At 41.1% G+C, this 25,233-nt stretch carries 25 protein-coding genes; 7 read left to right on the plus strand and 18 right to left on the minus strand.

What is annotated here, in order from left to right; all coding sequences use genetic code 11:
• Both KO511_RS10835 and murQ read left to right on the plus strand, forming a co-directional pair.
• On the plus strand, positions 1-605 hold a 605-nt coding region (locus tag KO511_RS10835), incomplete at its 5' end, for an anhydro-N-acetylmuramic acid kinase (protein ID WP_215987446.1).
• Positions 606-636: 31 nt separating this feature from the next.
• Positions 637-1,563, plus strand: a complete 927-nt coding sequence (gene murQ / locus KO511_RS10840) for an N-acetylmuramic acid 6-phosphate etherase (protein WP_215987447.1) — start codon at positions 637-639, stop codon at positions 1,561-1,563.
• A 45-nt stretch (positions 1,564-1,608) separates the two neighbouring features.
• Here murQ and KO511_RS10845 read toward each other — a convergent pair whose 3' ends face one another.
• Entirely contained in the window at positions 1,609-1,752 is a 144-nt protein-coding gene (locus KO511_RS10845) for a hypothetical protein (protein ID WP_215987564.1), read from the minus strand.
• A 32-nt stretch (positions 1,753-1,784) separates the two neighbouring features.
• Complete coding sequence (locus KO511_RS10850; protein ID WP_252724331.1) at positions 1,785-2,108, minus strand: DUF2799 domain-containing protein; 324 nt, start codon at positions 2,106-2,108, stop codon at positions 1,785-1,787.
• A gap of 205 nt (positions 2,109-2,313) precedes the next feature.
• Between KO511_RS10850 and KO511_RS10855 the strand changes: the two genes are divergently transcribed.
• Entirely contained in the window at positions 2,314-3,795 is a 1,482-nt protein-coding gene (locus tag KO511_RS10855; protein WP_215987449.1) for a carbon starvation CstA family protein, read from the plus strand.
• Positions 3,796-3,899: 104 nt separating this feature from the next.
• On the opposite strand, the gene ispH is transcribed toward KO511_RS10855, so the two are convergent.
• The 6 genes from ispH to murJ form a co-directional block, all read right to left on the minus strand.
• Positions 3,900-4,865, minus strand: coding sequence for a 4-hydroxy-3-methylbut-2-enyl diphosphate reductase (gene ispH / locus KO511_RS10860; RefSeq protein WP_215987450.1), 966 nt, complete (start codon positions 4,863-4,865; stop codon positions 3,900-3,902).
• 26 nt (positions 4,866-4,891) lie between these two features.
• Complete coding sequence (fkpB, locus tag KO511_RS10865) at positions 4,892-5,323, minus strand: FKBP-type peptidyl-prolyl cis-trans isomerase (protein ID WP_215987451.1); 432 nt, start codon at positions 5,321-5,323, stop codon at positions 4,892-4,894.
• A gap of 114 nt (positions 5,324-5,437) precedes the next feature.
• Complete coding sequence (lspA, locus tag KO511_RS10870) at positions 5,438-5,935, minus strand: signal peptidase II (protein WP_215987452.1); 498 nt, start codon at positions 5,933-5,935, stop codon at positions 5,438-5,440.
• 82 nt (positions 5,936-6,017) lie between these two features.
• Positions 6,018-8,846 carry an isoleucine--tRNA ligase gene (ileS, locus tag KO511_RS10875; protein ID WP_215987453.1) on the minus strand — a complete coding sequence of 943 codons (2,829 nt, stop codon included), beginning with the start codon at positions 8,844-8,846 and terminating at the stop codon, positions 6,018-6,020.
• A 55-nt stretch (positions 8,847-8,901) separates the two neighbouring features.
• Positions 8,902-9,846, minus strand: coding sequence for a bifunctional riboflavin kinase/FAD synthetase (ribF, locus tag KO511_RS10880; RefSeq protein ID WP_215987454.1), 945 nt, complete (start codon positions 9,844-9,846; stop codon positions 8,902-8,904).
• A 66-nt stretch (positions 9,847-9,912) separates the two neighbouring features.
• Positions 9,913-11,481, minus strand: a complete 1,569-nt coding sequence (gene murJ, locus KO511_RS10885) for a murein biosynthesis integral membrane protein MurJ (RefSeq protein ID WP_215987455.1) — start codon at positions 11,479-11,481, stop codon at positions 9,913-9,915.
• Between the two features lie 260 nt (positions 11,482-11,741).
• On the opposite strand from murJ, the gene rpsT reads away from it, so the two are divergent.
• Entirely contained in the window at positions 11,742-12,002 is a 261-nt protein-coding gene (gene rpsT / locus KO511_RS10890; RefSeq protein ID WP_038206410.1) for a 30S ribosomal protein S20, read from the plus strand.
• Positions 12,003-12,074: 72 nt separating this feature from the next.
• Here rpsT and KO511_RS10895 read toward each other — a convergent pair whose 3' ends face one another.
• Together KO511_RS10895 and nhaR are read right to left on the minus strand one after the other, a co-directional pair.
• Positions 12,075-12,383 (minus strand): ArsR/SmtB family transcription factor, encoded by a 309-nt coding sequence (locus tag KO511_RS10895; RefSeq protein ID WP_215987456.1) that lies wholly within the window; start codon positions 12,381-12,383, stop codon positions 12,075-12,077.
• 122 nt (positions 12,384-12,505) lie between these two features.
• Positions 12,506-13,396, minus strand: coding sequence for a transcriptional activator NhaR (gene nhaR / locus KO511_RS10900; RefSeq protein WP_215987457.1), 891 nt, complete (start codon positions 13,394-13,396; stop codon positions 12,506-12,508).
• A gap of 358 nt (positions 13,397-13,754) precedes the next feature.
• On the opposite strand from nhaR, the gene KO511_RS10905 reads away from it, so the two are divergent.
• Positions 13,755-14,903, plus strand: coding sequence for a Na/Pi symporter (locus KO511_RS10905; protein WP_354668160.1), 1,149 nt, complete (start codon positions 13,755-13,757; stop codon positions 14,901-14,903).
• A gap of 117 nt (positions 14,904-15,020) precedes the next feature.
• On the opposite strand, the gene KO511_RS10910 is transcribed toward KO511_RS10905, so the two are convergent.
• Genes KO511_RS10910 through rppH form a run of 5 tightly spaced genes read right to left on the minus strand, consistent with a single transcriptional unit; the run spans position 15,021 to position 20,316 of the window.
• Entirely contained in the window at positions 15,021-15,872 is an 852-nt protein-coding gene (locus KO511_RS10910) for a thymidylate synthase (RefSeq protein ID WP_215987459.1), read from the minus strand.
• Between the two features lie 9 nt (positions 15,873-15,881).
• Entirely contained in the window at positions 15,882-16,703 is an 822-nt protein-coding gene (gene lgt / locus KO511_RS10915; protein ID WP_215987460.1) for a prolipoprotein diacylglyceryl transferase, read from the minus strand.
• 45 nt (positions 16,704-16,748) lie between these two features.
• Positions 16,749-17,519, minus strand: a complete 771-nt coding sequence (locus KO511_RS10920) for a sulfite exporter TauE/SafE family protein (RefSeq protein ID WP_215987557.1) — start codon at positions 17,517-17,519, stop codon at positions 16,749-16,751.
• Positions 17,520-17,551: 32 nt separating this feature from the next.
• Complete coding sequence (ptsP, locus tag KO511_RS10925) at positions 17,552-19,795, minus strand: phosphoenolpyruvate--protein phosphotransferase (RefSeq protein ID WP_215987461.1); 2,244 nt, start codon at positions 19,793-19,795, stop codon at positions 17,552-17,554.
• Positions 19,796-19,797: 2 nt separating this feature from the next.
• Positions 19,798-20,316, minus strand: coding sequence for an RNA pyrophosphohydrolase (gene rppH / locus KO511_RS10930; protein ID WP_215987462.1), 519 nt, complete (start codon positions 20,314-20,316; stop codon positions 19,798-19,800).
• A 614-nt stretch (positions 20,317-20,930) separates the two neighbouring features.
• Between rppH and mutH the strand changes: the two genes are divergently transcribed.
• Entirely contained in the window at positions 20,931-21,596 is a 666-nt protein-coding gene (gene mutH / locus KO511_RS10935) for a DNA mismatch repair endonuclease MutH (protein WP_215987463.1), read from the plus strand.
• Here mutH and KO511_RS10940 read toward each other — a convergent pair.
• Positions 21,593-21,904, minus strand: coding sequence for a DUF6482 family protein (locus KO511_RS10940; RefSeq protein WP_215987464.1), 312 nt, complete (start codon positions 21,902-21,904; stop codon positions 21,593-21,595). The genes mutH and KO511_RS10940 overlap by 4 nt on opposite strands.
• 126 nt (positions 21,905-22,030) lie before the next feature.
• Here KO511_RS10940 and KO511_RS10945 point away from each other — a divergent pair, with 126 nt between their 5' ends.
• The gene (locus KO511_RS10945) at positions 22,031-23,065 is read left to right on the plus strand and encodes an NADP(H)-dependent aldo-keto reductase (RefSeq protein ID WP_215987465.1); all 1,035 of its coding nucleotides are present in this window, start codon (positions 22,031-22,033) and stop codon (positions 23,063-23,065) included.
• A 79-nt stretch (positions 23,066-23,144) separates the two neighbouring features.
• Here KO511_RS10945 and KO511_RS10950 read toward each other — a convergent pair whose 3' ends face one another.
• Positions 23,145-23,396: a DUF1127 domain-containing protein gene (locus tag KO511_RS10950; protein WP_215987466.1), complete on the minus strand. Its 252-nt coding sequence runs from the start codon at positions 23,394-23,396 to the stop codon at positions 23,145-23,147.
• Between the two features lie 491 nt (positions 23,397-23,887).
• Entirely contained in the window at positions 23,888-25,222 is a 1,335-nt protein-coding gene (vpsR, locus tag KO511_RS10955) for a cyclic-di-GMP-binding transcriptional regulator VpsR (protein WP_215987467.1), read from the minus strand.
• Between the last annotated feature and the right edge of the window lie 11 nt (positions 25,223-25,233).

Below are 25,233 nucleotides of genomic sequence, written 5' to 3' on the forward strand. Positions count from 1 at the left end.
GTGGTATCGCTAACATTTCAGTACTTCATCCACAACACCCTGTCGTGGGCTACGATACAGGTCCTGGAAATGTACTGATGGATGCTTGGTGCACCAAACATAAAAATATACAGTTCGATAGAGATGCATTTTTTGCACAACAAGGAGAGATTAACACTCCTCTCCTAAATGAGATGCTAAAAGAGCCCTATCTAGAAAAGTCTTCTCCTAAAAGCACAGGTCGCGAGCTGTTTAACCTTCCATGGTTAGATAAAATTTTAGATAAGCACTCATGTCGTTGCGAAGATGTTCAACGGACCTTATGTGAGTATACCGCTCTGACCATCTGCAATGAAGTTGAGAAGTATGAACAAGGTAATCTGTCAAAACTTTTAGTATGTGGCGGAGGAGCTAAAAACCCTCTTTTGATGTCACGTCTAAAGGCTTTATTACCATCATGGTCAGTAGATGTAACCGATTCAAAGGGATTCGACAGTCAAAATATTGAAGCGATGGCATTTGCTTGGCTTGCTTATCGACGCCTCCACAATCTACCAAACAATGCGCCACAAGTAACTGGTTCAAGAAGAGAAGCTTCTCTGGGTGTCATATACTTTGCCGATTAACTCAATTTAGATGCATGGAATACCACGAACAATGACTAACGACATACTGATAGCAACACTTTCTCACTTAATTTCTGAAGACCGCAACCCAGAAACAATGGACATCGATTTACTTCCATCATTGGCTATTGTGCAGCGTCTCAATCTACAAGATAAGCAGGTGCCTCTTGCGGTAGAAAAAGTCCTGCCAGAGGTCGCACTTGCCGTCGATAAGATAACCGATGTATTTAAAGCAGGTGGTCGATTAGTCTATATGGGAGCTGGGACAAGTGGCCGCCTCGGAATATTGGATGCATCAGAATGTCCGCCAACCTTTGGCGTATCCGATAATATGGTGATTGGGTTAATTGCAGGTGGTAATGACGCTATTTTAAAAGCCAAAGAAGGGGCAGAAGATTCTCCAACGATGGGCGAACAAGATTTAAAAAATATCGAATTTACCAATCGCGACCTAGTCGTAGGTATAGCGGCCAGTGGACGCACTCCTTATGTTATGGGTGGACTAGAATATGCCAACAAGATAGGAGCAACGACTATCGCTTTATCTTGTAACTCAGACTCTCCAATTGCAAATATCGCCAGCATTGCAATTTGCCCTGTTGTAGGGCCAGAAGCTCTTACAGGTTCAACACGTTTAAAATCAGGCACAGCACAGAAGCTGGTTCTCAACATGCTAACCACAGCAAGCATGATACGTTTAGGTAAGAGCTACCAAAATCTAATGGTCGACGTGAAAGCAACCAACGCCAAACTTGTCGCTAGAGCAACGCGAATTGTGATACAAGCTACGGATTGCGACAGTCAAAAAGCCAAAGATGTGCTCGAAGAGACTGAATATGATGTCAAGCTAGCCATTTTGATGATCTTGACTGGCTTAGAAAAAGAAACCGCTAGAGAAAAGTTAAATCTTCAGCATGGTTATTTGAGAAAAGCCGTCATTGATACAAATGGTACTTAAGTAAAAGTGCCTAACTTAAAGTTAGGTGCTCCCTGCCTTAGCCAACTAGTATTCTAAACGTTCAATATGAGTAATACCTACATTACCATCGAGATCACCAAGCATATGCTCCATCGCAGAGTAAAGCTGAGCCCCGAGGTAAACCAATTCTGCGTTACAGAAAAAAGCATAGTTTGCCATTTTCATCATCAGATTTTGCCAAAAACCTAAGCTATAGCTGGTCAATTAGAATACTCATACCAGCCACGTTGCCACTCCATTCGAAACTTTTGCGCTCCTTCAATTCCCTCGCAAACTCCATTATAGTACTTACCAGTGAGCCCCATTTGATAGGCGTGGTTAGGATTACAAAACTCCTCAATTCCAATCAGATAACCTTGCTCATAATCACCATGTTTTGTACTTCCCAATTTGGCAAGTTCGCTCACTGAGCGCTGGTTATTACCTCGGATACCGTCTCGATAGCCTACCGCATACCAATCACCTTGTTCAACGAGTTGCTCTGTATTCACCACACAGCCTAATAGCATTATCGCCACTATCATAAAAGTAAGTTCTTTCACTGTTTTTCCTTAATTTAAAAGGGTTTCATAGGGTAAGTTAAGGGTGCCTATTCTCCCTTTATACGTCAATATAACCACACATTTTAATTCTTGTTTGTCTCGAACAACCACCAAGCTAACAGAACCTAATGATAGAGGTGTGTAATATACAGACTCATTAATTACTCATCACCGAGGAGCAAATGCCATGTTTTGGTTTTTAAGCTGTGTTGCAGTCCTAGTTGGAGGCTATTTCCTTTATGGAAGTTTTATTGAAAAAGTATTTAATATCAATGAAAAGCGACAAACGCCGGCATATAGTCAATCTGACGGAGTTGACTATGTGGCAATGTCAACGAAGAAAGTTTATCTGGTCCAACTACTCAATATCGCTGGGGTTGGTCCAATTTTCGGTCCCATAATGGGGGCTTTATACGGCCCAGCAGCTATGCTTTGGATCGTCATCGGCTGTATTTTTGCAGGCGCAGTGCATGATTACTTCTCTGGCATGTTATCTGTGCGTAATGGTGGAGCATCAATACCAACGATTACTGGCCGGTACCTTGGCAATGGCGCAAAGCACTTTATGAACATCTTTGCCATAGTCTTACTACTACTTGTCGGGGTCGTATTCGTATCTGCTCCAGCAGGAATGATAACTAACCTTATCAACGATCAGACAAACCTTTCTGTAAACATTTCAACTATAGTGATCGCAATTTTCACCTATTACATCATTGCAACTCTTGTCCCAGTAGACAAAATTATTGGTCGCTTTTATCCATTATTTGGTGCCTTGCTTCTCTTTATGTCGATTAGCCTGATAACAGCAGTCGCACTATCAAATGAATACACAGTGATGGGTGACTTCCAGGCCAAGGACATGTTTACCAACCTTAACCCAAATGATATGCCACTTTGGCCCGCACTATTCATCACCATTGCGTGTGGGGCTATATCAGGATTTCATGCCACTCAATCACCACTCATGGCTCGCTGTATGGAAAACGAACGTAATGGTCGATTTATTTTCTATGGTGCAATGATTGGTGAAGGCATTATTGCCCTTATTTGGTGTGCGATTGCACTGTCATTCTTCGACAATTTAGACTCACTGTCTCAAGCTGTGAGCACAGGAGGTCCAGGTCAGGTTGTGTATAGCGCTTCTTTTGGTTTATTAGGTGTGTGGGGTGGAGTAATAGCTTTCTTAGGCGTGGTTATTCTTCCCATTACCTCTGGAGATACCGCATTTCGCTCAAGTCGTCTAATTTTGGCAGAATATTTTAATATGGAACAAAAAACCTTACGCAGCCGTCTTGTGGTAGCGGTTCCACTCTTTGTCATAGGCGGGATACTGACTCAAGTAGACTTTGGAGTCATATGGCGCTATTTCGGGTTTGCCAATCAAACCACTGCAGTTATGATGTTATGGACGGCATCCGCTTACCTAGTTCGTAATAATCAACTCCATTGGGTAACCACTATTCCCGCTATATTTATGACCACTGTCGTCACCAGTTTTATTCTTAATAGCAGCAGCCTTGGCTTGGGACTCCCCATTTCCACATCGACCACAGTAGGCATTGTATTTTCACTCATAGTTACCGTCTATGTCATCAAGCTTCCCAAGCAAAATCATTTTGAACATGAAGGGATAGACAATAGTCCCACTGTAAAGGAAACAACTTAAACCGACAAAAAAGGCTCCGCTAGGAGCCTTTGTGCAATTTATTAGTCACTGTTCAACCAAAACTAGGAGTCTGCTTTAAAAACTTTAAATTAACCTTAGTAAGCTTAATCTATTTGCTTAACTTGCAATTCCTTGGGTACTTCAAAAAACATATTTTCTTCTCTACCCTGGATTTCTTGCACCGTTCGAGTACCGACAATAGCTTGAATCCGCTCTAGAATTTTGTTAACAAGCTCTTCTGGGGCAGAAGCTCCCGCAGTGACTCCTACTTTGACTTTACCTTCAAGCCACTTAGGTTCGATGTCTTCAGGGCAATCGGTTAAATAACCAGGCGTACCCAGTTTTTCAGCAAGCTCTTTCAAGCGGGTTGAGTTAGACGAATTCTTAGAACCAACAACAATCACAACGTCGACATCTACGGCCATATCGCGCACTGCATCTTGACGATTTTGAGTCGCGTAACAAATATCATCTTTACGCGGACCTTGAATATTAGGGAAAACTCGACGAAGTTCTTCGATAACATCAGCCGTTTCATCAACGGATAAGGTCGTTTGACTGACATAATGCAAGTTGGTTGGATCTTGAACTTTATCTTTTAAGCCCAGCACATCTGATGGCGTCTCAACCAGGTACATTCCTCCCTGTTCACTTGCATATTGACCCATAGTACCTTCTACTTCAGGATGTCCAGCATGCCCTATAAGTACTACTTCCATATGCTTACGACTTGCTCGTGCAACTTCCATATGAACTTTTGTAACGAGTGGGCAAGTGGCATCGAACACTGTTAAATCCCGCTCTTTGGCTTCTTTACGAACCGCTTGAGAAACACCATGAGCAGAAAAAATAACAATATTATCATCAGGAACTTCATGAAGCTCTTCAACAAAAATCGCCCCACGCTGCTTAAGCCCTTCAACAACAAATCGATTATGTACCACTTCATGGCGAACATAAATTGGCGGCTGATAAAGCTCCAGTGCGCGCTCAACAATGCTGATCGCCCGATCAACGCCTGCACAAAAGCCACGTGGGTTGGCTAAAAGAATTTTCATATCATCACTCATAATGATTTCATTATCATTTGTGTTCATTATTCTACTGACAAAATCTCAACTTCAAAAGTTACATCTTGCCCAGCTAAAGGGTGATTAAAGTCTACCGTGACAGAATCACCTGCAATTTCCGTAATGACGCCAGGAATTTCCGCACCACCTGCACCTGAAAAAGCCATAACCGTCCCGACTTCCACTTCAGTATCACCGACAAATTTAGCTCGATCCATATGGTGAACATTATCAGGGTTAGGTGCACCAAACGCATCTTTAGCTTGGAGTTCAATCACTTTTTGATCGCCTACCCCAAGCCCTAAAAGACATTGTTCAAAATTCTCACTCAGACTACCATCACCAATCACCAACTTGGCAGGCTTGCCCATGCTATGTGTGCTGTCTGCTACCGAACCATCTTTTAGCTTAATAGTAAAATGCAGAGTAACTGCAGATTGTTGGACAATAGTCATCACAATATGGTTTCCTTATTTTTGTAAACTGGCCAAGATGCAATAGATGTACAGAGAGCTTAAACCTCGCTCTGTAATCTCAAAGGCCAAAATAGGTTTAAGCGTTACGGATACTTTTCAGGATTTTTTACGAAATCCATCTAGGATTATCATGACAGCACCAATGCAAATAGTACTATCAGCAAGATTAAAAGCGGGCCAATGATAACTACCCCAGAAAAAATCCAAGTAGTCTACAACAAAACCATGTACAACACGGTCAAAAACATTTCCAACAGCTCCACCAATAATCATCGCATAGGCAATATTGTTCCACTTCTCATTTGCCGGAAGCTTGCTCATCCAATATGTCAGCAAGCCAGTAACAGCGAAGGCAATACCGGTAAATAACCAGCGCTGCCACCCTGCTTGATCACTCAAAAAGCTAAATGCAGCCCCATAATTTTTAACATAGAGAAGGTTAAAGAAGGGTAGAACCTCAATACGATTAGCCCAGCCATAATCAATGGTATCCATGACCAAAAGTTTAATGCCAATATCCATCAGAAAGATAACTACAGCTACCCAAAGCCAACGCACTCCAGATTGCTTGAAAGTTAATGCTTGTTCACTCATATATTTCCTATAAATAACCCCAGTAAATACTGGGGCTATTGATTAACTATAAAGTTCCAAATGAAGGTAACACTCGCTATGTTTAAGCGAACTTACGAACTTCACCCTCTCCTTCGATATTAGATACACAACGGCCACAAATTTTCTCATGGCCCTCAAGAGTTCCTACATCAGGAGAGTGATGCCAGCAGCGATCACATTTTTCCTCATCCATGGCTAACACTTCAACAAATAGGCCTTCAATATCCGTCGCCTGAGCAGCATCAGATTTATCACTAAGAGGCTTCACAGTCGTAGCTGAAGTAAGCAGTACGAAACGTAGTTCATCCGCTAGTTTAGTCACTTTTTTAGCTAGGTCATCGTCTACATATAGGATAACTGAAGCTTGCAGTGCGCTACCAATTATCTTGTCGTTACGGGCCGTTTCTAAAAGCTTATTAACAGCAGTTCTAACCGCCTGAATTTCGGACCAGAAGCTATTGTTTAGTTCCTCACCATCGGCAAGACCATGTAACCCTTCAAACCACTCTCCTGTGAAAACAAATTTTTCACGTTCACCCGGCATTTCATTCCAAATTTCATCAGCAGTAAATGACATTATTGGTGCCATCCAGCGAACTAGTGCTTCAACAATATAATAAAGTGCCGTTTGACAGCTACGCTGAGCATGCCCACCACGTTTTGCTGTGTACTGACGATCTTTAATAATATCTAGATAGAAAGAGCCCATTTCAATCGAGCAGAATTGCATTAGACGCTGCGTCACTGCATGAGTGTTGTACTCACCATAAGCTTGAATAATTTCTTCCTGAGCCGCAAGTGCACGCCCTACAGCCCAGCGATCCAACGCTACCATTTCTTCTGCAGGAACGATATCTGTTGCTGGATTAAAGCCGCTCAAATTGGCTAAGAAGAATCGTGCCGTATTACGAATACGACGGTAAGCGTCAGCACTACGTTTTAAAATTTCGTCAGAAACCGCAACTTCGCCAGTGTAATCCGTAGAAGCTACCCATAAGCGCAGAATATCCGCACCTAGTTTATTGGTGACATCTTTTGGAGCAACAACATTACCGATAGACTTAGACATTTTACGGCCTTGCCCATCAACAACAAATCCATGCGTTAATACTTGTTTATATGGGGCTTCACCTTTCATCGCAATTGATGATATCAGCGAAGATTGGAACCAACCACGGTGTTGATCCGACCCCTCTAAATATAGATCTGCACTATGACCATTATACTCTTCGCGAGTATCTACTACCGAGTAGTGAGTAACACCAGAGTCAAACCATACGTCCAATGTATCTAACACTTTTTCGTATTTGGCCGCATCGTCACCTAATAAGTCTGCTACTTCTAGATCCCACCAAGCTTGAATACCTTTTTGTTCAACTAATTGTGCTACCTGCTCGATAAGCTCTGAAGAACGAGGATGTAGCGCTGCCGTTTCCTTATGAACAAAGAGTGCAATTGGCACACCCCAAGTACGTTGACGAGAGATACACCATTCAGGACGACCTTCAATCATGCCTTCGATTCGGCTTTGCCCCCATTCAGGCATCCACTCGACATCTTTGATAGATTCAAGTGCTTTACTGCGAAGACCTGCTTTATCCATCGACACAAACCACTGCGGAGTTGCACGAAAAATGATAGGAGTTTTATGACGCCAGCAATGAGGATAACTGTGCTCATATGCATGATGGTGAAGTAATGCACCTTTTTCTTTTAACGTTTCAACAACCGCATCATTGGCTTTAAATACATGTTGTCCAGCAAATAGTTCAGTATCTGGCAGATACACACCATTAGAACCAACTGGGTTTGCTACTTCTAAATCGTATTTTTTACCGACTACAAAATCTTCCTGTCCATGGCCTGGAGCAGTATGCACAACCCCTGTACCTGATTCAGTGGTAACGTGATCGCCAAGAACGGCTGGCACACTGAAATCATAAAATGGATGCTCAAACTGAGATAGTTCTAAATCACTACCTTGAGCAAAACCTAAATTGTGGAAATGTTCAATACCAACTCGATCCATCACATCTTTAGCAAGCTCGGAAGCAACAATGATGCGCTCCGGGTTATCCCCTTCGACTTGAACTAAAACGTATTCTAAGTCTTCGTGTAAGCATACTGCTCTGTTTGCTGGTAAAGTCCAAGGTGTTGTAGTCCAAATGACTATAGAAATGTCACCTTGCCCTTCATGGCCTTGGCTTAATGAAAACTTAGATAATACAGCAGCACCATCGCTGGCCTTAAAACGGACATCAATCGATGGTGAAACCTTGTCTTTGTATTCAACTTCCGCTTCAGCTAATGCAGAACCACAATCAGTACACCAATGAACGGGTTTAAAGCCTTTCAGTAAGTGATCATTATCTGCAATCTTACCTAAAGCACGAATAATATTTGCTTCCGTTGAAAAATCCATCGTGCGGTATGGCTTATCCCATTCCCCCATAATGCCTAAACGCTTGAAGCTCTCTTTCTGACCCTCAACTTGACCTGCCGCATACTTACGGCATTCCTCGCGAAATTCAGCTGAAGAAATCTTCTGGCCAGGTTTACCCTTCTTTTTCTCTACCATTAGTTCAATTGGTAGACCATGACAGTCCCAACCTGGAATGTATGGTGCATCAAAACCAGAAAGTGTTTTGGATTTTATAATAATGTCTTTAAGAATCTTGTTTAGTGCGTGACCAATATGAATATCACCATTTGCGTATGGAGGGCCATCATGCAGAACGAAAGATTTTTTGCCTTTTTTCGCTTTGCGGATTTCACCGTAAAGGTCTTCTTTGTACCAACGCTTTAGCATCTCTGGCTCACGATTTGCCAGATTACCACGCATCGGAAACCCTGTTTCAGGAAGGTTCAGGGTATCTTTATACTCACTCATCGATTCTTAATTCCGTTGTGTTGGGTGACAGTTAGACATTATGCCAAGCAGTGAACTAGACCGCTTGGTCTTTATACTGATGCAGCCACACCCTTGCTGCCTCAGCATCCAATTTAATGTGTTGTTTTAGTACGTCAAAAGATTCAAACTTTTGCTCGTCTCTAATTTTACTTAAAAGTACGATTTCGAGCTGCTTTCCGTACAAGTCGTCTTGAAAGTCAAATAAATGTACTTCTAGTTGTTGTCGTATTCCGTTAACCGTCGGTCGAGTACCAATATTAGCGACTCCACCTATAGGCTTTTCTGCTAGACCAAGCACTTGGACGGTATACACTCCCGCCACTGGCGACACACAGCGCTTCAGTGGAATATTAGCCGTAGGGAAACCAATTGTTCTGCCAAGTTTTCTACCATGAGCGACTCTACCACTGATACTATAATTACGCCCTAACATGCTTTTAGCCAGTGTTAAATCATCACTTGCAAGCGCTTCTCGTATCGCTGTACTGCTTATCCGTAATTGATCCAAACATAAACTTTGTGTATTCACCACATCAAAACCATGGATTTTTCCAGCAGCCTTAAGCATGGCAAAGTTACCCTGCCTCTCTCGCCCGAAGCAAAAGTCATCTCCAACGATGAGAAATTTAACACCCAATCGTCTAACCAACAAGTCACTAATAAACTCATGCGCGGTCTGGTTAGCAAAGGTTTGGTTAAAATTAACACACAGTAAGCGTTCTATATCAAGCTTCTTTAACTGAACAAACTTGTCTCTCAAACGAGCTAATCGAGCCGGTGCTTTATTTTTAAGAAAAAGCTCCAATGGCTGAGGTTCAAAAGTCATAACAGTTGAAGGTAAGCCCATATATTTTGCTTTTTCAGAGAGATTCTGCAAAACAGCTTGGTGACCAAGGTGTACTCCATCGAAGTTACCTATCGTCAAAACGCAACCTTTATGATGTGCTGTGATGTTGTGGATACCTCGGATCAATTCCATTAAGAGCGTCTAAGTCCTATTGGTTTCAAATTTTATACTACGTGAAACTGACAGATTATATACTAATCATCCTTGTTGTGTCGCGGCTTTTAAATCTTTTAAGCGCACTCCCATGATCAAAAGTGCGACTAAATAAACAGCGGCTCCCAAACCAATCAATAATGTCAGCCAAAACACTCTATGTGGCAACCCCCAAGTCAACCAAACAGATATATCTTCTAACTTCCATAAAATGCATCCGGCCATTAGGCCACCAGCAATCAGTGATTTTCCTATAAACAGTAAGGTTAGACGAGTCAGCTGGTATATTTCTGCTAAATGGAGCCCTCGATACAGTAGAGACATATTCACAAACGCAGATAATGCAGTGGCAATTGCTAGACCCACATATCCGTAAAACCAAGCAAAAATAGCGTTAAATACCATATTAACGACCATCGCAATAATGCCGTACTTAACTGGTGTTTTAGTATCTTGGCGCGAATAATAGCCGGGAGCTAGAACCTTAATCAGCATGAAATTAAGCAGACCGGAAGCATAAGCCACCAAGGACATGGATGCACGTTCCACATCCATAGGGCTAAACTCACCACGCATAAAGAGCACCATCAACATCGGCTTCGCGAGCACCATCAAACCCAGAGTTGCAGGCACACCGAGTACGATTACCATCCGTACTCCCCAATCCATGGTCTGAGAAAAACCAGTCGTGTGAGAATCAACATGGTTTCGCGATAAAGCAGGTAAAATAACGGTGGCGATGGCAATACCAAATAAACCTAGAGGAAACTCAAGCAAACGATCTGAGTAATATAACCAGCTTATTGACCCCGTCTGCAAAAAACTGGCAATAAAGGTATCAAATAATAGGTTAATCTGACTGACCGAGACCCCAAATAGAGCAGGGATCATCAAAGTGCGAATTTTAACTACTCCAGGATCCCTCCATCCCCAAGCTGGTTTAACAAAAACACCAGCTTTGATTAGAAAAGGAATTTGGAACAGGAATTGAACTAGCCCACCAAGGAATACCCCAATCGCCAAGCCTACTTCAGGTTGAGCAATGTTGGGAGATATATACCAAGCTGACAAAATGATCATGACATTGAGAAATACTGGAGTGAATGAAGAGACTGCAAACTTCCCCAAGGTGTTTAATATTGCTCCAGATAGAGCAACAAAAGTAATAAACCATAAATATGGGAACGTTATTTTGAGCATGAAGCTCGCCAATTCAAATTTTTCCGCTGAAGGCCCACCATTAAGCCAATCAAGGAACCAACCAAAACCAAACAAAGCGGTAACAGCACCTGAACACAAGACACCTAGAACAGTCACAATAGAGACCAGAACCCCCAAAGTGCCAGCAGCTCGTGCTATCAAATGGCGAATCTTGTTCATATCTCCTGTAGCATGATATTCTGTTAGAACCGGAACAAAGGCCTGAGAGAAAGCTCCCTCTGCAAATAAACGGCGCAGAAAATTAGGAATTTTGTTGGCAAAAAAGAACACATCAGCACTAGCGCCTGCTCCCATTAAATTTGCCACCACAACATCGCGCACCAATCCAAGCACACGAGAAATAAAAGTCATAGCACTAACAACTAGCCCTGACTTGAGTAAACGTTTACTCACAGCTACCTCAAAAGTCCTGCAATACTTGAAATAAAGTTCCACTCTAAGACAGGAATGTCAGAACTAGAGCAGATTAGTATTAGCAATGAAAAAAAAATACTGATAGAATCCCCGCCATCTTAACCGTGAAAACTTATCTAAGCCAAAGTTAGTTTGGAATAGACTGGTTTTTACACAAATCATTTGACATTTAAGCGCAAATAGGGGATATTCCTCGCCCTTAAATTGTCACCGAACTTAAGTTTTTGGGAGTTAGACCCTTGGCAAATAGTAAATCTGCTAAGAAGCGCGCTATCCAAGCTGAGAAACGTCGCCAGCACAATGCTAGCCGTCGTTCAATGATGCGCACTTATATGAAGAAAACTGTTGCTGCTATCGAAGCAGGCGACAAAGCTGCTGCAACTGAAGCATTTGCTACAGTTACACCAATCTTAGACCGCATGGCGACTAAAGGCCTTATTCATAAGAATAAAGCTGCACGTCATAAGTCTCGTTTCTCTGCTGCAATCAAAGCTCTTTAATGTAACTCTTGATTCTAGTAGCAAAAAACCGGCTTAGGCCGGTTTTTTTATATCTTAATAACGGTTAAATATTCATGTTTGTGTTACCTCAGCACAATATAAACTATGCAACAAATGAATCATCGATTTAACCTCTTCACTACTCAATGTATAAAATACTGTTTGTGCTTGTTTTCGCGTATTAACCAAACCATCTCGACGCAACCATGCCAAATGCTGTGATAATGCCGATTGGCTTAACTCCAGTAGACTACACAACTCACCCACTGAAAGCTCCTGATTGTGTAACAAACACAAAATTTGCAAACGTCTTTCATTTGCCATCGCTTTGAGTAGCACCACCGCTTCGGCAGAATTTTTTTCCATTTCTTTTAAATTCATCGGCTAGCACCTTCTTAAAACGATATAACATCTCAGACTACTATGTATCCGTTGATACATTTACAAAACTGATACTAATCTATTTGCATCAAGTAATCTATTTGTTGAAATCAAAAATATTACTATTGAAATAAACTGGTGAAATCAGCATCGCACACATTCTTAACCGCAGGGTGTTGAATCATACGCTCAGCAAAAATAACGTAGTATTCTTCTCTAAGATCTTCAATATGTTCTATTAGTTGTAATGGTAAGTCATTCTCTACCTCCGATATATATAACGAAGGAGCCAAAAAAATCACATCTGGATGGTAACGAGAAAAAGACTTCATCAAAGCGACATCATCAAATTCTCCAAGAACGTTAGGCTGTATCCCCTTATAATCGAACCATTGAAGCACTTTTCGACCCATTGCAGTCTTACTTCCCGGTATCAATAATTTTCGCTGTTCAAGTACTTCTGGAAACTGCACATGCTCTATATGGCTACTAGAGAAAAAACTCATATGGCATTCACCGAGCTTTTTACTGAACAAACCGGGACTTTGGCTTGAATCAACAGGACAATCCGACAAAATCATATCTAACTTATGCTGAGATAGCTGCTCAAGTAACATTTCGTGCGTTGATTCGAAGCAGCGTAGGTGAATACTATTATCTGGCGGAACAGCCATCATGAGCACTTTACTCACTAGTCTTTTAGATAAAGCATCAGCGACTCCAACGTCAAACAACATATTAGAGCGCTGACTGTAATTAACGATATCTAGCATCTCATAACTAAGACCAAACATGCGATCTGCATATTTAAAAACAAGTTGTCCCAATTCAGTAGGCTCAATACCTCGACCACTTCGCTTGGTGAGTTTCCCTCCCATACGCTCTTCTAAGGCCTTAATCTGCCCCGTTACTGTTTGAGGGGTGAGGAAAAGCGCATCAGCCGCTTTTGTTACGGAACCTTGATTACATACCATCCAAAAGTAATAGAGGTGGTTGTAGTTTAAATGCGACATGAACATTCTCTCTGTACTACATAACGCTATCAGTTATAACAAAACCTTTTGATGACAACAAGAATTCGAAAAAACCGAATAATAAAAGCAATTAGTAATATTTAAAACGAAATATTGTTTAGCTGATATGACAATATCAATCTTTTCAAATCACAAAACCTTTCATTATTGGTACAATTACCTTCCAACCAAAAATTAAAATAACTGAAAAATCAAACGTTAACAAACAATCCAACACTATTATTCAGTGAAGGCACCTGCCGAAACTTAACTGTAATATTAATGACATAATTAACCTCTACTATCGCCAACAGTTTTAATAATTGACCATAAAAATGATTAAAGTCCACGGAGAAAAATTATGAACCAAGCTATTACAGCAGCGGCACCTATTTCGAGTACCACTCGATGGCTACGCTGGGCTAACTTGGCATTCATGCTGTACCTACTGCTTTTGGCAGTATCTATGGTTGGCAGTGGTTTCAAATGGGCAACAGGCGATCAAGCAAAAGTATTATTTGAATTTGCTTCACACCCAGTTGCAGGCTTGATGATAGGCTTGATTGCAACCGCTCTTATTCAATCTTCAAGTACAGTGACATCTATCATAGTCGGCCTTGTGGCAGGTGGATTACCTGTCGAAACTGCTATCCCAATGATAATGGGTGCCAATATAGGTACTACTGTCACCAATACTTTAGTTTCTCTTGGACATATTCGCGACAAAGAAGAATTCAAACGTGCTTTTGCAAGTGCCACAATTCATGACTTCTTCAACTTATTAGCAGTAGCTATTTTCCTACCTTTAGAAATGATGTTTGGTATTTTAGAAAAGGTTTCTCATTGGTTAGTATCACCATTTCTAGCGACAGGAGATATGAGCATAAAGGGGTTAAACTTCATTAAGCCAATGACCAAACCTGTTGTTGGTGCCATCAAAGAGCCACTAACTACCTTTGGGGATGCTATCGGAGGATCACTTCTTATTGTTATCGGCATTGCGACCATTTTTGTGGCAATTACTGTAATGGGTAAGCTGATGAAAAAACTGATGGTGGGACGTGCTCGTGAGATCCTCAAAAGCGCGATTGGTCGTGGTCCAATCCATGGTATTGTGTCAGGATCAATAGTGACTGTATTGGTGCAGTCTTCATCAACGACAACCAGCTTAATGGTACCACTTGTGGGCTCAGGTGTCTTAAAGGTAAGAGATGTCTATCCATTTACTTTAGGCGCTAATATTGGCACCTGTATTACCGCATTATTAGCCGCAACAGCAGTATCTGGTGAGTTTGCTGTATTTGCACTACAAATTGCGTTAGTACATCTATCATTCAATATCTTGGCGACATTGCTTATTTTTGGTATTCCACTACTGCGAGAACTTCCTATCAAAGCCGCTGATATCATTTCGGACATGGCAGTAAAAAATAAAGCTGTTGTTGCTGGGTATCTCTTAGCAGTATTCCTAGTTTTACCAGGAACTATCTTAGCCCTCAGTGCTTAGTTTCTACTAAATAAGTAAAAACCCCGCAGTATTCGTTACGGGGTTTTCTAGCTTTGGCCATACCCAGCCCAAAAAAAGCCGCCTACTGTAGGCGGCCCATTACAATTTAATCCATCATTAAACTGAGAATGGGTATTGAATAGGATCGTGATACTCATAACCTTCAACCCAAAAATCATCCAATGTAACCCATGTTTCCAAATCTTCTAGTGATTTTATCTCTGGATTGATATGAAAGGTGGGGGCTTTCAATGGCTCACGTTTCAGCTGTATATCTCGCATTAACTCAAGTTGATCTTCATAGATGTGAGCGTTAACAATTTTATGATATGCCAGGCCAGCTTTTTTCCCCGTGATCTGAGCCATAACAGCCAGAAATACATATACTTGCACCATATTAAAGTTTAGGCCCAGCGGCACATCACAGGAGCGCTGAGTACTGTTCAAATACAAGGTATCACCAAGCAGAGAAAAGTGATGGTTATACATGCATGGACGTAGACAGCCCATGTGAAACTCTCCAGGGTTATAAAAATTGAGGATCTCCCCCCTATCATCAACACTTCGGGTTAAATCATCAACAATTTTCCGCAATTGATCGACGGAGCCACCATCTGGTTTTGTCCATGAACGTCCCTGAACACCATAAACACGGCCCATATCATCAGTGCCTTTTCGATAAGGGTTATTTAGCCAAACCAAATTTTGATTTGCATTCGCATCCCAGGTTTTGGTACCTAACTTACGAAAATCATCTGCGTTATCATAGCCACGAATATAACCTAGTAACTCTGCAACAGCCGCTTTCCAAAAGCTTTTTCGAGTCGTCACTAAAGGGAATTGATTCAAAGCAATATTATAAGTGAGATCAGCATTAATTACGGTTAAGCAGCGCTTACCTGTGCGTTCATTTTCAACCCACTCACCATGGTCTAAAGTACGCTGACAAAGATCTAAATACTGTTTCACATCCACTCCTTATTTCGTCTTCTGTGGAATAACATCTTTATAATGACCGCGTTTATATGCCCATGTCATCAGCAAAATTCCGCCAATAACCATAGGCAATGACAAGATTTGTCCCATAGATATAAGTCCACCAAATAAACCCAAATGAGCATCAGGTTCACGCACGTATTCTACCAAGAAGCGGAATGTGCCATAACCAGCTAAAAACAAACCTGATACAGCACCTAATGGACGCGGCTTTTTAATAAACCAATTTAGAATCAAGAATAACACGATGCCCTCAAGGAACATCTCATATAACTGAGAGGGATGACGAGGAAGCGGCCCACCATTTGGAAAAACTATCGCCCAAGGCACGTCAGTCACACGCCCCCAAAGCTCAGAGTTCATAAAATTACCAAGCCGTCCCATACCCAAACCAAAAGGAACTAATGGAGCAATAAAGTCAGCGACACCAAAAAACGTACGACCATTTTTCTTAGCGTACCAAAACATTGCACTAATTACGCCCAGCAAACCACCATGGAATGACATCCCACCAGTCCAAACTTTAAACAGGTAAAGAGGATCTTGTAGAAATAGGTCAAAGTTATAGAACACAACATAACCAACACGGCCACCAATCACGACGCCAAGAAATCCGGCAAACAAAAGATCAGAAACTTGTTCTCTTGTCCAACCACTCTCTGCCTTATCTGCTCGCCGATTAGCCAACCACAAAGCAAATGCAAAGCCAATCAAGTACATCAAGCCATACCAACGAATCGATAAAGGTCCCAAAGAAATCAGAACAGGATCGATATTAGGAAATTCAAGAAATTCTTGAGACATAAAACTACCACTCTTTTGGTGTTAAGTTAATTAAATGAGAGTTCGTTAAAGCAACATAGTTCCAGCAACAAAAAGCAAAAACAATGCAAAAATTTTCTTCAATGCACTGGTAGGTAAAGATGTCGCCATTCTAGCGCCAATACGAGTCGTCAGCATGGATGCTGATGCAATCGCTAGAAGTGCTGGCAAATATACGTACCCTATACTATACGATGGTAGAGATTGTGCCTTATAACCATGTAGGATGAAACCTATCATTCCCGCAGTGGCAATAAAACATCCACATACAGAAGAAGAGCCTATTGCCTTACGCATTTCTACACCATGACGATTAAGAAATGGCACGGATAAAGACCCACCACCAATACCAGCAAGGCTAGATAACATACCAATAACCGTCCCTACCATCATAGTTATCAGGCTCCCTGGCATAATTTTCGTATTATGTCTTTTAATAGAAAATAACATTTGCATAGCTAAACCTAGCACTATGAAGCCAAAGACCTTTGGCAGATATGCTGATGGAATCCATTCAGCTATATTCGCGCCTAAAAAGCCACCGACAACAACTCCAGGCATCAACCACTTGACGACATAGATATCGACATTACCGAGCTTAAAATGATTGAAAGCAGATGAACCGGAAGTAACAATAATAGAGGCAAGAGAGGTCGCTAGAGCAATGTGCATACAAATCGCAGGATCAATACCGACCAGTGGTAAAAGAAACAACAATGCGGGCACTACAATTAACCCACCGCCAATACCAAGCAGTCCTGCCATGATCCCTACTATGCTACCAAGAAGGATTAGCATGACTAAAAATTCAATATTCACATCGTTCCTTATTATTTACCTGCGCGGATAAAACCGGAGAACCCTTTGTCATCAAAGAAGGTTTTCATCATGGCATAAATTTCATTGCCATAAGGGTTCATTAAGGCTTTAGTCGCAAGCTCACGCAGCTCACCACTATCTGTGTGTCGAAGCAAATATTTGACCTTAGCCACATTGGACGTATTCATACTTAAGCTACGATATCCAAGACCAATCATGAGCAAAGCACCAATAGGATCACCTGCTAGCTCCCCACAAATACACACAGGTAACTTGAGTTGTTCGCAAGTTCGATGGATATGTTCAAGAGCCATCACGACTGAAGGATGCATTGACTCATACACATTTGCAACTCGAGCATTATTTCGATCAACAGCCAGTAAATATTGAGTTAAATCATTGGTTCCTATTGAAACAAAGTCCACTTTTTCTGCGACGAGAGGTAACAGATATATCATAGATGGAACTTCAATCATGACACCAATGGCAGGCATAGTAATACGACTATCTAGCTTTACCAATTCCAGATGAGCGCGTTCAATCAATTCCAATGCGCTATCAAGCTCCTGAGCACCAGATACCATAGGAAGTAAAATACTAAGGTTATGATGCTCCACACTTGCTTTCATCATAGCTCGTATCTGCATCAGAAAAATATCTGGATGATCAAGAGTAAAACGAATACCACGCCAGCCAAGAAAAGGATTGTCCTCTTCTATTGGTAGATAAGGTAAGGCTTTGTCTCCACCAATATCTAACGTGCGCATCACCACACGTTTGTCCGGATAAGCGCTAAGAACTGATTTATACTGAATTACCTGCTCTTCTTCCGATGGGAAGCGGTTATGAAGTAAGAATGAAATTTCCGTCCTGTATAAACCAACCCCATCAACACCTTGATTTAACGCTATATTAGCATCAGCGCTCAACCCTGAATTAAGCATAACTTCAATGCGTATATTGTCTTGGGTACGTGCTGGTTCCAAGACCGTCTGGTTGACCATAGTAGCAAGTTCGCTCTCTTCATCAACCAGCTCATGGTACTCTCTAAGCAGTTGCCCATTCGGTGAAATAAACAACTTTCCACTATAGCCATCAACGATACCGATTTTACCATTAATCGCTTTCAGATTGAGGTTAACTCCCATCACAGTTGGAATTCCAAATGCACGGGATAGTATCGCAGCATGGGAATTTACAGCACCTTCTAGCGCAACAACAGCGAGTAATTTTTTCTTGGGGATAGACGCTAAAAGGGTCGCTGTCAGTTCTCGAACAACTAAGATAATAGGTTTTTCAAACTCAGGTTGGCTTTTTTCTTTGTTGTGCAGAAACAAAAGCAAGCGTTGACCGAGCTCTTTAACATCCTGAGCTCTCTCACGCATATATACATCTGACATTTTGGCAAATCGATTAGAGTAATTCTCAACCACTTGCCTCAATGCCCAGTCAGCTCGGTCTCCTTTTTGAACCTGACTCTTAAGATCTTTGCGAAGCATGGGGTCATTAAGTAAGTGAGTAAAAAGATCAAATATGGCCAGAGCATCCTTATTGATTTCACCATCCAACTTTTTACGCATCCTACGAAAATCACCAAGTGCCTCTTCAATGGCTAACAATAACCACTCTTGTTCTCGCTCAACATCCAACGTAGATGCAGGATACACATCTGATAAATCAAGCTGTGTATCGTCCCATCTAAATTCACCGATAGCAACACCAGGAGACGCAGCAATTCCCCTAATTTCATCTTGCTCTTTTTCAAGGCGCCACTGTCCTTGAGTCTGTGCATGAGCAATAATCACAGCTAACTGAGCCGCTAGTGTGACTAAAAAAGATTCTTCGATTTCATTAAATTGACGCGGCTGTTTTTGCTGTACCACCAATACACCGAGCACTTGTCTACGGTAAATGATCGGTATGCCAAGAAAACTTTGGTAGACCTTTTCCCCAAGTTGAGAAAAGTATTTAAAATTGGGATGTTTTGATGCTTCAGCAAGGTTAAGAGGTTCAGCGCTACGCTTGACCAAACCAACCAGCCCTTCGCTAAAGTTAATATGGATTTTTTTTCCCTTAAATTTAAGCCCCTGAGTAGCCATCAGTTCCAAGCGTTGCATGTCTTCATTAGCAAGGTAAACCGTGCAGCACTCTGTATTCATTGCACTACACGTTTGCTTTACCAGAACTTTTAAAGCTTGGTGAACATCATCTAATTTGGATACCTGTTCAACAATGTCCCTTAGTTGAGAAAGCATGTCTACCCTCTTCTTTGCTTACGCTTACCTTTCGCTTTACGCTCTTTAAATGGCATTGCTACCGAAGAGAACTCCTTCATTGCTCTGCGGTAAACATCACGCTTAAAAGACACCACTTGTCTAACAGGATACCAATAACTTACCCAGCGCCAACCATCAAATTCAGGGGCATTTCCTCGCTGCATATTAACCTGTGATTCATCACAATCTAGACGAAGAAGGAACCATTTCTGTTTTTGTCCAATACAGACAGGCTTGGAGTCCCAACGAACTAATCTCTTAGGTAGCTTATATCTTAACCAATGCCGACTCGTTGCTACGATCTTTACATCTTTATCATTAAGGCCAACCTCTTCATACAACTCTCTAAACATTGCCTGCTCAGGAGTTTCCCCATCATCAATTCCCCCTTGAGGAAACTGCCATGAATGTTGTCCGTATCGTTTAGCCCAGAAGACCTGACCATGGTTGTTACAAATTACTATTCCCACATTTAATCGGTAACCATCGCCATCTATCACTGGCCAACCTCTAATAAATTCTTAATTACTGTGATTTTTCCACATATACCCAGATGTAGCAAACTTACTCTCGTAATTCACACATAAAATATGCTACGAAGAGCAATTTATGAATACTTTTCGTCTAAACAAGCAGTTATTCACAACATGGTGAGACACACTCCACATTTATTCACCTTTTCTGTGCATAACCATGTGAAAAATTCCATAAAAAGCAATTTAAACTTAGTGTCATTGTGATTAAGCATTCCATAAAAAATTGAAATAAGAAAAACAATCAATAAAAATCAAACATTTATAAATAGATCTATGTAACCATTACCAATAATATAGACTAGCTACTTTAACTTGGGGTTAGATCGGTTAAAGATCCATCACAGTTCATTTTATCCACATCAGGATCATGCTAAACAAAGTAAATTACTAAAATGCAAGTCATAAGTGCCAGAAAAATCCCTATTTATTCATACATTCTTACCTAGGGATCCCTGCCGATGCCAAATGCTGTGGATAACTATACCTATCGAGATCTTTTAGCAAGTAGGATCAAGTTTCGACACTTTAAGCATAAATCCGATACACTAAGGCTTGTATTTTAGATCCAAGACATTCTCATGAAGACGGAACCCAAATCTGAGCAAGAATTACTCAATCGAGCGATGAATATTGCTGGTATCAACTTAAAAGAGTTAGCTAAAGAAGCTAACGTTACCGTCCCACCAAACCTCAAAAGGGATAAAGGCTGGGTTGGACAACTCCTAGAATGGCATCTAGGGGCAGCTTCTGGCAGTAAAGCTCAACAAGATTTCGTACACTTAGGCATCGAATTAAAGACGATCCCCATCAGTTACGTGGGAAAACCACTAGAAACAACATTCGTCTGTGTGGCTCCGTTAATTGGTATACAAGGGCTGACTTGGGAAAACAGCCATGTCCGAAACAAACTTTCTCGAGTACTCTGGATCCCAGTTGAGGGTGAACGAGAAATACCTCTAGCTGAACGCCGAGTTGGAACCCCTTTGATCTGGGCCCCAAGCATAGAAGAAAGTTCACAACTCAAAGCAGACTGGGAAGAATTGATGGAAATGATCGTCCTAGGTCAGGTGGAAAAAATTACAGCTCGCCATGGTCAAGTATTACAATTAAGACCAAAAGCAGCACATAGCCGCATTTTAACTGAAGCTTACGGAGCCGCGGGCAAACCAATTATGACATTGCCTCGTGGTTTTTATCTTCGTAAGCAATTTACCTCACGCATTTTGGCTCAAAACTTCTACTAGTGGGTGGTCAAAGATAGTTCAATATCATAATAAAAGGGTCCATCACCTACACCGCATTCATCATAGGTGTTATGCAACCGCAAGTAAGCCTTTTCAACGCCCAATTTTAATAAGACCTCTTTAACCAAATCTAGAGACTCAAAATGTATTGGCTGATCTTTTTCTTTGATCGGCTCTAATTTGTGTTTGTACTCGACTGCAAGAAGGTAATGGGACAAGTCGGAACAACCAATCACAAATACCTTTGGTGATTGATAATTATCCTTATGATGACCATGAATCCACTTATCTAACTGACTTTTCTGCATGCTTCACCTCCGTAGTAAATTTTAGCTAACATTGTAAAGTTTTGCGAAATTGTTACTGGTATGCATTTAATCTTGCGTTTCAATACCCTATATTGGTAGTGAAGGCCAATAGAGTAAGGAAGTTCAATGCAATACAATAAGTTACCTCACTCCACTCTTGAAATAAGCCAAATATGTCTTGGCACTATGACGTACGGTGAGCAAAACTCCGAACGAGAGGCGTTTGAGCAGCTAGATTATGCTCTAGAGCGCGGAGTAAACTTTATTGATACAGCAGAAATGTATCCTGTCCCTCCCAAAGCAGATACTCAAGGTTTAACTGAAACTTATATCGGTAACTGGTTGAAAAAATCTGGTAAACGAGAAAAAGTGGTGCTGGCCACTAAAGTTACAGGTCCAAGAAACATACCTTATATACGAGACAATATGAGTCTTGATAGGCGTAATATTCATCAGGCAATAGATGATAGCTTAAAGCGATTGCAAACGGATCATATCGATCTCTACCAACTCCATTGGCCTCAACGTCAAACAAATTGCTTCGGTCAATTAAACTACCCATACCCTGATCAACATGAAGAAGTCACTCTGATTGAAACCCTAGAAACGCTAGCTGGTCTTGTCCAAGCGGGAAAAGTACGTTATTTAGGAGTATCCAATGAAACACCATGGGGTGTTATGACATTACTTCGTTTAGCTGAAAAGCACGAACTACCACGTATTGTCTCCATTCAAAATCCTTACAATCTTCTTAATCGGAGTTTTGAGGTTGGTTTATCTGAAGTAAGCCACTATGAAGGGGTCCAACTGTTAGCCTATTCACCTCTTGCTTTTGGGTGCTTGAGTGGTAAATACCTGAATGATAATCGCCCTAGTGGTGCAAGGTGTTCTTTATTCGAGCGCTTCGTACGTTATTTTACACCTCAAGGAATTAAAGCAACTGAAGCTTACGTAAAATTGGCAAGAGAGCATAGCTTAGATCCTGCCCAGATGGCGCTAGCCTTTGTCAATCAAAGACCTTTTGTTTCTTCAAACATTATAGGTGCAACAAACTTACAGCAGTTAAAATCTAACATTGATAGTTTAGATATTGAGCTCAGTGAAGAATTACTGCTTGGATTACAAGAAATTGGTATTACTTACTCAAATCCATGTCCTTGAAGTGAAGGACGCCAGCCAGATTATACTGGCTGGCAGACACATTTAAGGCCAACTAAGAAAGGCTTAGCTGGCCAGACTGTTACGTCGATATTCGCAAACTTAGGACTCGCCGAAGATGGCGAATACGGCGTTCAGTTTTTACATTGTCAGGAACAGTATCTGCGATAAAACGACCATCTACTTCTAAACCGATATCACGCATAAGGTGAGAATTGTTCACTGGAGCATGGAAAGCAGCACGGCGAACACGACGCTTCCATTTCCTATTTTCAAGGCGTAGATCAGCTTTAACTAAAAAGGTGGCAAGTTTTAAATAAACAGAGTGACTCATGATAATTCTCCAATCAATATGGCCGAGAAAAATCAACGAATAAGTCGAAAGTAGGATCTCTTTTAATTCGCTGCTTTTCCGCAGCCAATTAAAATAAATGGTTACGGACTAATTACATTACTTTTTCCACTCTAAAATCACAGATACTAGATACAGTTCTGTACCCCGTGAGAATAGAAACATGAAAACTAGAGGTATCGATAAATGCTGTAATGCTGATATGTTTCATTTCCGCCTCCTAGTAAATAATTAATCCAGATATATGTAGGGATGTGAGTATGAACTCACAATGCCATCTTACGCATATTAATTATTATTTCAATGTATTTTTATCAATAAGATATAATAAAGATTTTTCCGCTTTTTATAATCGATATCAGATTATGAAAATAAAATGTTTTTCTTAATATAGGTCAATAGATCGACTTATTAACTATTTATACTTCAGGATAATCTCATGGTGCGTCACACTAAAAAGTGTGACTACCAGTTCAAGTTACTATATCAGCAATTAAATTGTGTTTATTGAGTAACCGATACATAGTTGCACGAGAGATACCAAGCTCTTTAGCTGCCATCGCAACTTGTCCACCATGTGACTCTAAAACAACGAGTAATGCATCCCGTTCACTGCTTTCACGTATGCTCTTTAAACTCCTTTTACCTTCACTGCGTTTAGGTAAATCCAAATGCTGCTCATCTAACATCACAGTATCAGACATCAATACAATGCGTTTAATTTGGTTCATTAATTCACGAACGTTGCCTGGCCAATGATAGCGAGTTAACTCGCGTGTCGCCTCTTCAGAGAAACTTCTTGCTTGGGCATTGTATTCCTTGGAATATTCTTGAAGAAAGTGACGAGCTAAAATCGCAATATCCCCAGCTCGTTCCTTCAAACTGGGGACGTTAATCCGCAGTACGTTGATATAGTGATAAAGCTCATCGTTAAAATTGCCATCCATTAACGCTTTTTCAATATCACCAGAATTGGCAGTGAGAATACGAACATCTACTTCGCGACTCCCTTCTTCAGTATCGATCGTACCTTCCTGCAAAAAACGCAACAAATTAAGTTGCTGAGAATGAGGTAAAGTCAAAATATCATTGAGTAAAATCGTACCACCATCTGCTTTCTCAAGAATGGAGGGTTCAGAAAGGTCATCGCGGTTGATACCGAATAAATCACTTTCCAACCGTCTCTCTGACATCGCTCGACAATTAACTGAAATAAACTCTTTCTGAGAGCGAGATGACGTTTTATGAACAGCTCGAGCCACGGTTTCTTTGCCTGTACCGCTCTCACCGTAAATCAAAATACTAACATCGGTTGGACCAATACGTTTAATTTGATCCCCCAAACGTTTCATTGGTATAGAATTACCAATCAAGCCAATATTGTTATTGCTACCATAATTTGGCCATACTTTTTTCTCAAGCTTTAACATACCAAGCTGGTGCCCAATAGTGTTCAATAATTGAGCATCTGGAATTGGCGCGGTGAAAAAATCAATACAAAAGTTGACTATAAACTGACAGATGGTGTCAGTACTTAACTGCGACTCTCGTATAAATGCTAACCAACGAACTTGCTTGTGGTTACTGACTAAATTAGCAATACCATTTAGACTAAACTCATCATGGCTCAGATCAACAATACCAATACAGGGTCCGGTTTGATTAAATAATGAGTCTGCTTTGCGTAAATCTGCACATTGAGTGCAACGCCAACCGACCTGCTCTAGTACTGATAACCATGGTTCATAAGTACCACCAACGACGATAAGTGAACCAGGAATAGAGTCCATTCGGAACTGACTAGCCATGCAATATATCC

The sequence above is a fragment of the Vibrio hepatarius genome (assembly GCF_018860525.1).
Lineage (GTDB): Bacteria > Pseudomonadota > Gammaproteobacteria > Enterobacterales > Vibrionaceae > Vibrio > Vibrio hepatarius_B.